At 65.5% G+C, this 13,670-nt stretch carries 6 protein-coding genes and 1 other RNA gene; 3 read left to right on the forward strand and 4 right to left on the reverse strand.

What is annotated here, in order from left to right; genetic code table 11:
• Positions 1–87 precede the first annotated feature (87 nt).
• A non-coding RNA gene (locus XcodCFBP4690_RS12535) (sX9 sRNA) lies at positions 88–163 on the reverse strand.
• Between the two features lie 201 nt (positions 164–364).
• Between XcodCFBP4690_RS12535 and XcodCFBP4690_RS12540 the strand changes: the two genes are divergently transcribed.
• Genes XcodCFBP4690_RS12540 through XcodCFBP4690_RS12550 form a run of 3 tightly spaced genes read left to right on the forward strand, consistent with a single transcriptional unit; the run spans position 365 to position 5,305 of the window.
• A complete protein-coding gene (locus tag XcodCFBP4690_RS12540; protein WP_146091893.1) occupies positions 365–2,056 on the forward strand; it encodes a J domain-containing protein in 1,692 nt (563 codons plus the stop codon).
• 28 nt (positions 2,057–2,084) lie between these two features.
• On the forward strand, positions 2,085–3,776 hold the full coding sequence (locus tag XcodCFBP4690_RS12545) for a molecular chaperone HscC (protein WP_104541254.1): 1,692 nt from the start codon (positions 2,085–2,087) through the stop codon (positions 3,774–3,776).
• On the forward strand, positions 3,773–5,305 hold the full coding sequence (locus tag XcodCFBP4690_RS12550; protein ID WP_104541255.1) for a J domain-containing protein: 1,533 nt from the start codon (positions 3,773–3,775) through the stop codon (positions 5,303–5,305). Before XcodCFBP4690_RS12545 ends, XcodCFBP4690_RS12550 begins: the two co-directional genes overlap by 4 nt.
• 175 nt (positions 5,306–5,480) lie before the next feature.
• On the opposite strand, the gene XcodCFBP4690_RS12555 is transcribed toward XcodCFBP4690_RS12550, so the two are convergent.
• The 3 genes from XcodCFBP4690_RS12555 to glyS form a co-directional block, all read right to left on the reverse strand.
• Positions 5,481–9,335 carry a translocation/assembly module TamB domain-containing protein gene (locus XcodCFBP4690_RS12555; RefSeq protein WP_104541256.1) on the reverse strand — a complete coding sequence of 1,285 codons (3,855 nt, stop codon included), beginning with the start codon at positions 9,333–9,335 and terminating at the stop codon, positions 5,481–5,483.
• Positions 9,332–11,116 carry an autotransporter assembly complex protein TamA gene (locus tag XcodCFBP4690_RS12560; RefSeq protein WP_104541257.1) on the reverse strand — a complete coding sequence of 595 codons (1,785 nt, stop codon included), beginning with the start codon at positions 11,114–11,116 and terminating at the stop codon, positions 9,332–9,334. Before XcodCFBP4690_RS12560 ends, XcodCFBP4690_RS12555 begins: the two co-directional genes overlap by 4 nt.
• A 380-nt stretch (positions 11,117–11,496) precedes the next feature.
• A complete protein-coding gene (glyS, locus tag XcodCFBP4690_RS12565; RefSeq protein ID WP_104541258.1) occupies positions 11,497–13,668 on the reverse strand; it encodes a glycine--tRNA ligase subunit beta in 2,172 nt (723 codons plus the stop codon).
• Positions 13,669–13,670 lie beyond the last annotated feature (2 nt).

Raw genomic sequence — 13,670 nt, forward strand, 5'->3', positions numbered from 1 at the left:
CGAGAACCCGAGGCTCCAAACGCGACTCTCCGGAGCGATGCCACATTCCGCCCTGTCAGGCATCGTTGTTCAGACCTTCCTTAGAGCGGCTAACAAAACGTAGCGAGCGGTCGTCAGGTGGGTGCGGACGGCGCGGAGGAACCGCAGTGTACGCGTGGTACATGAGGATTCCGAGCACCGACCGCGCCCGCCTGGCGGCCGCACAGTAGGTTTGCTAGCTGCTCTTACCAATTCATTCAAGTCCTATCCTCCCTGTAGGCAGCGCCGTAAAGTTTGGAAGCCACCGGCCGATAACGCGTGATTAGATCCAGGGGCAGGTCAGGATGGAATGCGATCACACCATCGAAGCAGCGGGACTGCAACGATGAGCTGGGCAATGGAAGCGTTGGGTCTCACAGCGGATGCTGATGCGCGCGCGATCAAGCGCGCGTACGCCGTGCGCCTGAAAACCACGCGTCCGGACGATGATCCGGCGGCATTCCAGCAACTGCACGAAACCTACCAGGCCGCATTGGCTTACGCAGCACGCACCGAACGAGCTGACAAAGACGATGCTGACGAAGCGCGTGCGGGCACGCAGACCGCCGCATCAACGGCGGAAGCGCTACGAGGAGATCAGGCTCTGAGGAATCACGCACCGCGCTCGCTGGTTGCCTATATCCAGGACCCTGCCCTTGAGGCAGAGATCGAGCGCTGGCGGGATGGCACGCACGTGCAGAACTGCGCGGCACGTATCCTGGCCGCAGCGCAAGACATGACCGACCAGAGCTTCTCCGCATGGTTGAGCGAACTACCAGAATGGTGGTCGCTGGAGCTGCGTCCGCAGATCGGCCACGCTCTCGCAGGCCTCATGAAAAACCGATGCATACCGATCACCGATGCGACGTTCGATCTGCTGATCACGAGTTTCGCAGATGATCCGGAGTCCGATGCCTCCCATGTGCTGTGGTCCGCGCGCTTGCTCGGTGTAGCTCTGGAACAGTCGCCAGACTCCTTCGAACAGTGGATGCAGAGCTACGCTGACACGTGGTCAGACTACCAGCGCTTCATGATCGGCCTCCACATATCGCACGCGCTCGGTACTCAGCGCCCATCGCTACGCTTGGCGACCATCGATACGCTAATGAAGGCCTTCGGTTGGCAGGCGCAGGAGGACGGTGACAACCTCGCCTGGCTTCATGCAGCACGCAGGACTGCGCGCAAGCAGGAACTAACGCTAAGGCGGGAGTCGGCGCTGGCACTCGATGGCGATGCTGAGATCCTGACCTACGAATTGGGAGCGGCTGGATGGGACGCGATGACGCCGCAATGGGCAACCGCGCTGCGTTCACGACTAGCACGGCCACCCTCGCCATGGCGCTCCCTGGCGACCGCGCTACTACCGGCACGGCCTTCCTGGATGTACCGCTTTTGCGGCATCGTGCAGCAATGGTTTCCACACCAGTTGCCCGAATCAGTGCACGCGGAGAATCTGCGTTTCTGGACACAGATCGGCAACCCGCAGCGCCCCCACGGACGTCAGCTGGGCCTGGCACTGGCGCGAGGACTTTGCGTCGCCGCCCTGCTTGCCATCGGTGCTAGCTTGTTGGCCGTCCTTTCTGCCGTTCATCCCGACACTGAGAGTGCTACTTGGGCGTTCTTGGACATTGGATGGGGTTTGGTAGGCTGGATTGCGTTGGTGCTCGTCCAGATGGGTGCACATTGGCAGGCGCGCAGACTCACGCCCGGCACGCACAAGCGCACTGCGCACCGTTGGTTATTGCCCGCGGCCATGACTGCAGGCATTGCCTGCACAGCGGGTGGATGGGGCAATGGCGTGGTGGGTGCGGCCATGGGCACTGCCTTGGCCCACATGGCGATTTACCGCGTCCTGGGCCGCATGGTTCCGCCACCGGCAGTCAAGGCGCCACAATCGCTCCTCATCTCGGGGATGATCGGGCTGGCATCGGCAGCCATGGGCGCAATCCTGTGGCCCGGATTGGCCGTCGCTCTAATACTCTGGCTCGTGTCGCTGGTCCAGGACGCGCAACACGACGATCTGTCCATTCTCAATTGAAGTTTCATAAACGCCCAGGGATTTCGTCATGATCGTAGGTATCGACCTCGGCACCACACACTCGCTGATCGGCGTACACGATGCCGAGGGTGGTCGGTTGTTCACCAATCCGCACGGCAGTCTGCTGACACCGTCGGTGATCAGCATCGGCGACGACGGCAGCCTATTAGTGGGCCAACCCGCCCGGGAGCGGCTGGTAACGCATCCACAGCACAGCGTTGCGGCGTTCAAACGCTGGATGGGAAGCCCGCGCGAGACCAAGCTGGATGCGCGCAGCTTCCGTCCCGAAGAACTATCGGCGCTGATCCTGCGCTCGTTGATCGCCGATGCCGAAGCGGCACTCGGCAGCAAGATCGAAGAAGCCGTCATCAGCGTGCCGGCGTACTTTTCCGATGCACAGCGCAAGGCCACGCGCGTGGCCGGCGAGCTGGCCGGCATCCGCGTCGAACGGCTGATCAACGAGCCTACCGCTGCCGCGCTGGCCTACGGGCTACAGGAACGTGGAGGCGAAGGCCGGGTGCTGGTGCTGGACCTGGGCGGTGGCACGTTCGACGTGTCACTGCTGGAAATGTTCGATGGCGTGGTCGAAGTGCACGCCAGTGCTGGCGACAATTTCCTTGGCGGCGAGGATTTTCTTGAGGTAATGGTGGAAGGCTTCTGTGCCGAGCATCGCCTCGATGCAGCCAAGCTTGCGCCCGGCGACAGTGCGCAGCTGCGCCGCCGTCTGGAACAACTCAAGCGCGAACTGAGTACGCAGGCGCAAGGTGCCATCAACCTGAGCATGGCCGGACAGAGCTATGCCTGGGAGATCGACGAAGCGCGCTTTGCACAGCTGGCCGAGCCGTTGTTGCAGCGGATGCGCATTCCGATCGAGCGCGCCTTGCGCGATGCCAAGCTCAAACCGTCGGAGCTGGACGACATCGTGCTGGTCGGCGGTGCGGTGCGCATGCCGATGATCAGCCGCCTGGCCACGCGCATGCTTGGCCGCCTGCCGTTGCGTCACGTCAACCCGGATCATGCCATCGCGTTGGGGGCAGTCGTCGCCGCTGGCCTGAAGAGCCGCGACGAAAGCCTGCGCGAAGTGGTGCTCACCGATGTCTGCCCATACACCCTGGGCACCCAGGTCGCACGTCACGGCAACGACGGCCAGGTGCGATCGGGCTACTTCCATCCCATCATCCCGCGCAACAGCGTGGTACCGGTGAGCCGCGAGGATCGCTTCTACCCGATCAACGAGCAGCAGAGCCAAGTCGTCATCGATGTCTACCAGGGTGAAAACCCAATGGTGGAAAAGAACATCAAACTGGGCGAAATACGCGTCCCCCTGGACCCCAGGCGCGCACGTAGCGAGCAAGGCGTGCTCACCCGCTTCACTTATGACGTCGACGGGCTGTTGCAGGTGGAGGTGATCGAAGATGCCACCGGCAGGCGTCACGAACTGGTGCTGGAACAGAACCCCGGGTTGCTCGATCGCGAAGAAATCGTGCGCCGGCTGCAAGCGCTGGAGGCGCTCAAAATACATCCTCGCGACCAGCAGCAAAACATCGCGCTGATGGCACGTACCGAGCGCGTCTACGAGGAATACATCGACGCGCGCCATCTGGTGCAGCAGTGGATCGTGCAGTTCCGGGAGGTGCTCGAGAGCCAGGATCTGCGACGCATCGAACGCCACCGCGACGAACTTGCGCAGGCACTGGACGAACTGGAAGCACGCGCGTGAATTGGGCGCTGGATGCGCTGGGGTTGGATGTCGATGCAGATGCACGTGCGATCAAGCGTGCGTACGCGGCACGCCTGAAGCTCACCCGCCCGGATGACGATCCGGCTGGCTTCCAGCAGCTGCATGAGACCTACCAGGCAGCGCTTGCCTGGTCGCGCCACCGCGCCGAGATGGTGAACGCGAACGACTCCGCCCAATTGCCGAATGACGATACGCCAGAGCTTGCCGTCTTGCGCAACGACTCTGCCACCGTGCCCCCGCGGATCGCCGTTCCCGTACCGCCGCAGGTCCAGGCCATCGACACACGCCGGACCGAATCGCCTGAAATGACGCAGCTGGATGCAATCCCGCGCCCGGTCCCGACGATTGCTGCCGACTGGATCTCGCCGCCGCAGGTCCCGCAAGCCGCTGTCGATGTGCAGCAAGTGCAGCGACGCGTCTTGCAACAAGCCGGCGCGATACACCCGCAGGAACTGCAGCAGTGGCTAATGGCGCAACCGGAGTTATGGTCGCTGGAACACAAGTCGCAGATCAGTAGCGCCTTGCAGCACTCTTTATTGGCCGGCACTCACGCGCTTAGCGAAGACAACTACGATGTGCTGGCAGACTTCTTCGACTGGGAACGCGCTCTGGATGCGCCAGACCCCTATTTGGTCGCATCCGCGCGTTTACAGATGCATCGACGTTGGCTGCTGCAACCGGAGGGGCACACTCAATTGGCTATACACCTGCAGCATCTTGGCGATGCATCAGCCAGCGTTCTGCAGGTGCGTAAGCTATTGGAATGGCTTGGGCCAGCCGAGTCCGAAGGCGCGGCCTTCGCTGCGTTGTTATGGCCTTGGCGCGCCAACCAGGTACGCCTTCTGCTTGATCTGATCGGCTATGTCCCAGACGGTAGGAAGCCACTACCACCGCTGGATCGGGAAAGCGCCCAGCGTTGGTATGTCGCCAGCCAACGGGACGTATTCAATCCGGTCATTGCCATATTGGGGCTGGCACGCAGTGCAATCGTCGGCACCGCAATCTTTCTACTCTTCCTGCTGCTGGCGATGATCGATCACAATCCCTCGCCAGGAATGTCGCCGGTCTTGGAGGTCGGACTCTATGGCGCGGCCACGTGTATCGTTGGCTGGGCAACATGGTATTGCGTGATGTCGCTGCTGCGCTGGCAATGCCGGCCGGAGACAGATCCACGGCTGACACGTCCGCTGTTGCAACGGCTGTTCATCCCCGCCGTTGGCATGCTCGCGGGAGGCTTGATTTTCGTCGACCTGAAGCAGATGGCAACTTTTATTGCGCTGCCGCTGCTGCCGATCGCACTCCTGCGCTGGATACGCCGCGACAGAGTGACCTTCCAGTTTCAATGGAGCTGGGGATGGGCATGGGTGGCACTTCTCTGCACCAAGGCCGCCTTCATGGGATTCGGTTATCTGGTCCTCTACCCCCAAGCCGCGCTGCTGGGGACTGCGATCGCCTGGAGCGCAGACCTGATCTCGCAATGGAATGCGCGCAGAACCGCGGCGCATTGACCGACACTGCCGTGCATCGATGAGAGCCTGCCGTCTTGAACGGTAGGCGGGGGCAGCGTGGATGCTTGTGCTGGCACCGCTTCGCACCAGGCAATCAATGGTTTCCGCACCATGCCGGCGGCAGTGCGCCGGGGCTTGGACGCACGGTACTGCCTCCGCGGCATTCACCGGCTACCTACTTCTCCCGCCGCCAATTGATCGACCCCTTGGTCTCCACCGTGCTGGATTCGGCCTCGATGTCGAAGCCGCGGCTGAGCAGGTATTTGAGCGTCAGCACCGAGCCGCTGCCGATCATCGAGACGCCGTAGCCGACGTAGAGTTTGGGCGAGAGGTATTTGCCGAAGCCCACCACCGAGCCCAGGGTGCTGGATTGGCTGACGCCGGCGTCGTCCAGGCCGAGCTTGGCGCCGATCTGCGAGGCGATCAGGCTGCTGCCGGCCGATAGTGCGGCCGAGGCGGCGCTGACCTGCTGGGTCTCGTCGCTGCTGGCGGTGGACAGGCCGCGGCCGAGCACCAGGTAGGACAACGCTTCGGATTGCGACATCGCCGGTTCCGACCACACATCGGCACGCGGGGATTCGGCGCGGCCGCTGACGTCGATGCCGGCAGTGACGTCGCCGATCTTGCGTTCGGCACGCAGGCTCACGCGCGGGTCGGAGACGATGTTGTTGTTCCAGGTCAGCTGGCCGCGGGTGATGGTCAGGTCCTGTCCATAGGCCTTGTAGCGGCCACGCACGTCCAGCCCGCCGTTGGCGGTCATTTCGCGGCCCGGGCGCGCGCGGATCTGCATCTGCCCGCTCAGTCCGCCCTTCAGGCCGAAGCCGCTCATGTTGACCTTGTCGCCGAGCACGATGGCCAGGTCCATATCCAGCGGCGAGGCCGGGGTTTCTTCCGGATCCACCGGGTCCAGCACCACCACGTCCTCGGACACCGAGGTGCCGCGGTCCAGGCGTTCCAGGTCGATGTCGGCCTCGGGTACGGTGACCTTGCCGCGCAACTGCATGGTGTTGTCGGTGATGCCGAACTGCATGTCCGGGTTGGCAATGATGCGCAGTTCGCTGGTGTTGTAGGCCAGCACGTTGTCGCCGCGGATATTCAGTAGCAGCGGCGTGCTGGTGCCGAACCACGACAGCCCGCCGTCGACGGTGAGCGTGCCCGGGCCGGACTTGGCCGAGGCGGTGATCTTGCCCGAGCCATCCGGCAACGCGTCGAAGCGGCCCTTGCCTTCGCTCAACGTCAAACCCATCGAGGGATACTCGGCGGTGAAATCGCTCAGGGTGGCGTCGCCGCCCAGCAACGGCTTGTCGCGGGTACCGCGCAGGCTCACATGGCCTTCGACCAGACCCTTGGGCCGCACCACGTCGGCCACCACCAGCTCCAGCCAGTACAGCCGCGACATATTGAGATACAGCTCGCCGTTGAGCGGGGCATAGGCATCCCAGCCGGTGTTGAACTTGGCATCGACGAAGCCGGCGCCCTGGAAGCCGATACCCAGCTTGGCCTGGATCTGCTGCTGGGTGAAATCGGCCTGCATGCTGAACTGGTCGTAGCGCAGCAACTCGCCACGATTGGGGTTGCCGGCCACCGCGGCGTAACGGGTTTCGCCCAGGCGGATGCCGCCTTCGGGCGAAGCGATACGCAAGCTGCCTTCCCAGGCGTTGCCGCGCGGCTTGAAACTGCCGTCCAGCGTCAGTTCTCCACGCAGGTAGATCTGCCGGCCTTCCTGCTTGGGCAACCACGGCTGCACCAGCGACAGCGGCAGCGCGTCGCCATGCACCACCATGCCCTCGCGCGGCCAGTTGGCGCTGGCGCACAGCGCACCGCCGGTGGCGGCGCCCAGGCAGGTGTCGGACAGGGTGAAGGCCGCGCCGTCGGTGCTGAACTGTGCCGGCTGGCGCAATGCCCAGGCATCGCCCTTGGCTGGTGCGATCCGCAGCGTGGCGACCTGGCCCTGCCAACGCGCGCCGTTGCGTTTGACATCGCCCTGCAGCGCGACGGCGGCCATGCTGTTGGCGATGTCGGCATCCAGGCGCAGCGCTTCCACCGCGCCGCGTGCCTGCACGCGCACGCTGTCCAGCACCACGCCGGCCTCGATCGCGCTGCCCTGCAGGGCCAGCTGCCCGTCGCTGCCGCGCCACGGCAGCCGGCCGCGCAGGCTGAGGCTCTGCGCGCTGTAGGTGTTCCAGCGCAGGCCATTGCCGGCGATGTCGGCGGTGATGTCCGGTGCATCGCGCCTGCCGCTGACCTGCAGCTGCCCGCGCACCACGCCGGTGGCCCCGGGCAGCACATCGTCCAGCTGCAAGGGCTGCAGCTGCGCGGCGATGTCCAGCTGGTCGCCGACCTTGCCCTTGGCGGTGATGCGGCTGGCGCCCAGCGCCAGTTGCAGCTCGCCCTCGCCCTGTTCGCCGCGCAGGGCGAACTTGCCATTGGCCGACAGCGCGCGCTGACGCAGCTGGCCGGTCAGGCTGGGGATGTTGGCAGTGGCCTCCAGGCCCGGCGACACGCCCCCGGCCGGCGCCGGCAGCTGACGGCCCTTGGAGGCGATCTTGCCGGACAGGTTGCCGTTCCAGCCCGGGACGAAATAGCCCGGGTCGAACTTGGCCAATTGCGCGGCCAGGTCCCAGTGCAGTTCCGGCGTCCAGCCCACCTCGCCGGTCACCTCCAGCGCACCGCCCGGGGTGGTGGCCTGCACCTGCTTGAGCTGTGCGCGCTGATCGTTGCCGCGCGTGTCGAACATCAGCTTGGCCTGCTGCCCGTCGCGCTCCACCGTGGCGCGGCCGATCGCCGCCCACGCCTTCAAGGTGCCGGCCACGCCCAGCCGCGCCTGGCGCAGTTCCACCGGCACCAACGGCGCATCCGGCGTGGCCGGATCCAGAGTGGGAGTGAAGCGCAGGCCGCTGGCATTGACCGCGAAGCGAAAGCTCGGGTTCTGGGAGTCGCGGAAATCGGCGGTGCCGCGCAATTCGGTGCGGCCTTCGAAGGTGTCGATCACCAGCGGTTCGACGGTCAGCACCTGATCGACCAGGCTGATATGCGAGGGCTGCAAGGTCACGCTCAACTCGCCCTGTTTGACGCTGCCTTGCAGGTCGGCCTTGCCGCCCTTGCCGGAGGCCTGCAGGTTTAGTGCGATCGGCGTGGCCGGCGCGGCCGGCTCGCCATCGGCCGCCGGCATCAGTAGCGAGGTGTCCAGCGCCTCGGTCACCGCCTTGAAGGCCCAGGTTGGGTCGTCGCGGCCGGTGAAGACCAGGCTGGCCTGCAGCGGTGCCGGCGCCCGGCCGGCGATGGCCACTTCCATCTTGTCCAAGTCCCCGCGTGCCACCAGCCCCAGGCTGGCCGGGGTGCGTCCGCGTGCGGCCGGCAGCACCGCCGTGGCGGTGAGATCGGCGCGGTAGTCGTCGCTGGGGACGTAGTCGCCATGCAGGCGGAAATCGCCCATATCGGTGTCGATTACCAGATCGCGCGTGCGCAGTTCGCCGGTGGCCACTTCCAGGCCACCCTGCATCTTGCGCAGCACGATCATCGGCTGCTGCAACTGGGTGATACGCAGATTCTGTACATCGATCTTGTCGGCCTGGATCGCCAGCGGCACGGTGATCTGCGGCAGGGAGTCGGGCCAGCTGGGCAGGGTGAACGGCTCCTCGCTCTTGCCCAGGTTCAAGCTCGCATTGCTGACCTGCACGGCGTCGAGCTGCAGCTTGCGGCCCAGCAGCGGGCGCAGGTCTGGCTCCAGATACACGCGCTCGGCGGTGAAGTGGATGTCCTGGTATTTGAAATCGACATTGCGCAGCGTCAGCGGGCCGGCGACCGGGCCCTCGACGCTGCCGTAGGTGAAACTGGCACCTACCGGCAGCCGCGCAACCACCTGCGCCAGCAAGACATCGCGCCCGGCCACGGTCTGCAGCAACCAATAGAGCGCAATCAGGGCCAGCAGCACCAGCCCCAGCACGGTCAGGCCCGAGCCCACCCAGAAGCGGCGCCGGCGGTAGAAACGTGGGCGGCGGGCGGCGGGCGGCGGCGTGGGCGCGCTCACAGGTTGGCCCCGATATCGATGTAGAGCTGGAACTGCGAGTCGGGGTCGTTCAAGCCATGCGCGATATCCACCCGCACCGGCCCCACCGGCGAACGCCAGCGCAGACCGAAGCCGATGCCGGTGTGCCAGTCCGGGCGGTCGTCGAAGGCGCTACCGCCATCGACGAACACCGCCCCGCCCCAGGGGCCGCCCTTGAGGTAATGCTCGTATTCGGCGCTGGCGGTGACCACGTTCTTGGCGCCGAGCGCGAATTCGTCCGGCTTGGGCGTGCGCGGGCCCACTTCGCGGAAGGCATAGCCGCGGATGCTGTTGGCGCCACCGGCGAAGAACCGCAGGCTGGGCGGCATCGCCACCAGGTCGCTGGTCCAGGTGGTGCCGCCTTCGCCGCGCAGGATCAGCCGGCCGTTGTCGCCGGCGCCCAGGAACCAGCGCAGCTGCCCGTACAGCTGGCCGAAGTTGGTATCCGAGCCGGCCCCTTCGGCGCCGCCGCGGATGAACATCTGCCCGGACACGCCGCTGCGCGGAAACAGCCGGTCGTCGACGTTGACGTAGTTGGCCTGCAGCTGCGGATAGACCAGGGTGGAGGTCTCGTACACCGCGCCTTCGAAATCGTCGCCGCTGCTGAAGCGCCAGCGCTCGCGCAGGGCGTTGATCGAGGCGATGGCGCTCCAGCGCTCGTTGATCTGGCCGCTGCGGCTGCCGGTGAGCTTGACGTTGCGCAGGTCGATGTACTCGGTCTGTTCGTCGTAGAGCCGCGCCGAGGCGGTATACCAGCCGTCCAGCCAGCGGAACGCCGGCACCCGGTAGCTGGTGGTCAGGCTCTTGCGGTTCTGCGCGTAGTCCAGCTGCGTGTCCATCTTGTGGCCACGCGAATTGACGTAGCGCCGCTCCACCCCGCCACGCACACCGGCACCGCTCTCGCTGCCGTAGCTCAGGCCGGAGGTGTAGATGGTGCGTTTGGCGCGGGTGAGCTTCACATCCACCGGCACGCGGCCCTGGTCATCGGCTTCTTCCGGCTTGGGCTGGATATCGATGGTGCTGAAGTAATCCAGCTTGGTCAGCGACTCGCGCAGCCGGTCGAGCTTGCCTTCGTGGTAGTAGCTGCCCTCCTCCCAGTAAACCAGGGGATCGAACAGCCCCGGGCGGAAATAGTCGTACTCGAAGCGCACCTTGCCCATGTCGTAACGGCGGCCGCTATCCCAATTGAGATCGATGTCGGCTGCATGCTCGGCACGCGCCACTGCCACCCGGCGCTGGGTGAAGTCGGCATCGAAATAGCCGCGCTCGGCCAGCCGCCGGGTGATGCGCACCTTGCTGGCCTCGTACTGCGGATGACTGAAGACCTGGCCTTCGCGCGGCTCGAACTGCTTGAGATCCTGGCCCAGGTAGCGGTCCTGCTCGGCCCAGCCAGTGATGGAGATATGCGAGGTGCGCACCCGCACCGGCTCGCCGCGATCCACCGTGATCACCACCGTCACCCGGTCGCCGGTGCGCGGCGCGGCCAGTTCGATGGTCGGCGAGTAGTAGCCGAACGGCTCCAGCGCCTCGCGCGTCTGTCGCTCGGCCTGTGCCAGCAGGTACTCCAGTCGCGACTCGCCCTGCTCCTTGCCCACGGCCTCATACAGCGATAACGAGACCTCGATGTTCTCGATCATCTCGGCGTCGTCGCCGTCGTCCAGCCCCTTGACCTCGATCTTGTCGATGGTTGCGCGGGCAAAGGCCGGACCGGCCAGCAGGCACAGGAGCAGGAGAACGGGGCGAACCCGGAAGATGAATCGCATCGGCGCAGGATACCGGGAGGACCGCAGAGGTCTGTTAATGGAACGTCTAGGCATCCAAGCCTGCCACGTTGCCCGTCACGTGCGCATGCACGTCCATCACCATGGCTGCCTGGCGCACGGCCAGCCCGCACCAGCGCCACGCGCGGGACGCCTCGGGTGCGAAGGAAAGCACGGGCGCTGGCGTACGGCGGCAAGGCTGGCGATCGGCGGTTTCGAGACACGGCGCTGGTAGCGCGCGGCCGGCCCCTCCGGTCGATGAACCGATCAGCCGCCAGTGGCGGAAGCCGTCCCGTTCCCGTCGACGTGGCGATGCGGTTGGCTGGCCAGGTCCGTGTTGGCCGGCGCGCACGGCCGGCCATCGCCACGCGTGTGCACGCACTTCAGCTGGACAGATGCTCGATGGCGGCGACGCTGCCCAGGCGGTCGCCGAGCTTCTTCAGCAGGGCCAGGCGGTTAGCACGCAACTGCGGGTCTTCGGCATTGACCATCACGTTGTCGAAGAAGGCATCGACCTGCGGGCGCAGGCGGGCCAGGCGCGCGAGCACGGCGACATAGTCGTGGCGGTGCAGCGCATCGCCGGTGTCGCCGATGGCCGCTTCCACCGCTTCGGCCAGCGCTTCTTCGGCCGGCTCGCGCAGCAGCGTAGTATCGATGTCGCCGGGGATCTCGCCCTCGACCTTGCGCAGAATATTGCGGATGCGCTTGTTGGCTGCGGCCAGCGCTTCGGCCTCGGGCAAGGTGGCGAAACTGCCGATGGCATCGATGCGGCGGTCGAAGTCGTAGAGAGAAGCGGGTCGCAATTCTGCGACGGCATTGAAGTGCGTGGCAGGGACGCTCTTGTCGGCGTAGTAGCCGCGTAGGCGGTCGAGGATGAAGTCGTAGACCTCAGCGAGATCCTTATTCGTAAAACTAGATTCACCCAAGTGCGAGACCTCGACCTTTACACCTTTTGATGCGGCGGTCATAGCAGCGTCGGTCTTTCGGGTAGCAGCTACGTCGGCGATGCCTTCATTGACGCAAGAGTACGCATCATGAATTAGGTTCTTCAAATCCAGATCAAACCCACTCTCAATCATCGTCCGCGCCAACCCCAACGCATTGCGCCGCAGCGCAAACGGATCCTTGTTGCCGGTCGGCTTCAAGCCAGCCGCAAAGCCGCCGGCCAACGTATCCAGACGCTCAGCGATCGCCAGCACCTTGCCCAGTGGCGAGAGCGCGATGTCGTCGCCGGCAAACCGCGGCTGGTAGGCCTCGTCGATGGCCAGGGCAATCTCGCTCGGCTCGCCGGCGGCTTTGGCGTAATGGCGCCCGGCGATGCCCTGCAGTTCCGGGAACTCGTTGACCATGCGCGATTGCAGGTCGTTCTTGGCCAGTTCCGCGGCGCGACGCGCCTGCACCGGATCGGCGCCGACCTGCGGTGCGATCGCCTCGGCCAGTGCCGCCACGCGCGCGACCTTGTCGGCCACCATGCCCAGCTTGGCCTGGTAGGTCACGCTCTTCAGGCCTTCGCCCATCGCCTGCAGACCCTGCTTGAGGTCTTCGTCGAAGAAGAACTTGGCATCGGCAAAACGCGGGCGGATCACGCGCTCGTAGCCCTTGGCCACTTCGGCCACGTCCCTGGAGACGATATTGGCGATGCCGATGAACTGTTCGGTCAACTTGCCGCCGTCATCGAGGACCGGGAAGAACTTCTGGTTGATCTCCATGGTTTCGATCAGCGCTTCCTGCGGTACCGCCAGGAAATCGCGCTCGAAACTGCACAGCACCGCCGACGGCCATTCCACCAGGTTGACCACCTGCTCCAGGTTGTCGTCGCTGATGCGCGCGCTGCCGCCGGCCTGCCTGGCGGCCGCTTCGACCTCCTCGACGATGCGCGTGCGGCGTGCGTCGGCATCCACCAGCACGTGCGCGGCGCGCAATGCATCGATGTACTCGCCAGGCGCTGCCAGCGACACCGTGCCCTCATGCATGAACCGATGGCCGTGGCTGACGCGGTCGCCGCGCACGCCCAGCAATTGGGCCGGGATCACCTCGCTGCCGAACAGCAGCACCAGCCATTGCACCGGCCGCGCGAAGGCGTATTCGTGCGCGCCCCAGCGCATCGGCTTGGGGATGGGCATCGCGGCAATGGCTTCGCGCAACACGTCCGGCAGCAGGTCGGCAGTGCGCGCGCCCGGGGTCACCGCACGGTGCACGAAGCGCTCGCCCTTGGCATCGCTGGTGCGCTCCAGCGCGGTCCAGTCGATGCCGGCCTTGGCGGCGAAGCCGGCCAGTGCCTTGGTCGGCTGGCCTTCGGCGTCGAGGGCGATGTTGAGATACGGCCCCAGCACTTCGGAGCGCTGCTCCGGCTGCTCGGTGGCCACGCCCGGCAACAGCACCGCCAAGCGGCGCGGGGTGGACAGCGGCTTGGCATCGCCGCGGGTGACCGCAACGCCGCGCTTTTCCAGGCCGCTCAGCACGCCATCGAAGAAGGCCTGCGCCAGACCCGGCAGCGCCTTGACCGGCAGCTCTTCGGTGCCCAGTTCGATCAGCAGGGGAAGTTGTTCGCTCATAT

The sequence above is a fragment of the Xanthomonas codiaei genome (assembly GCF_002939785.1).
Taxonomy (GTDB): Bacteria; Pseudomonadota; Gammaproteobacteria; order Xanthomonadales; family Xanthomonadaceae; genus Xanthomonas; species Xanthomonas codiaei.

What these genes read in the sequence shown, in the direction of transcription:
- glyS (WP_104541258.1), bottom strand. Translation starts at nt 13,668, where the DNA reads ATGAGCGAACAACTTCCCCTGCTGATCGAACTGGGCACCGAAGAGCTG.
- XcodCFBP4690_RS12545 (WP_104541254.1), top strand. Translation starts at nt 2,085, where the DNA reads ATGATCGTAGGTATCGACCTCGGCACCACACACTCGCTGATCGGCGTA.
- XcodCFBP4690_RS12560 (WP_104541257.1), bottom strand. Translation starts at nt 11,116, where the DNA reads ATGCGATTCATCTTCCGGGTTCGCCCCGTTCTCCTGCTCCTGTGCCTG.
- XcodCFBP4690_RS12540 (WP_146091893.1), top strand. Translation starts at nt 365, where the DNA reads ATGAGCTGGGCAATGGAAGCGTTGGGTCTCACAGCGGATGCTGATGCG.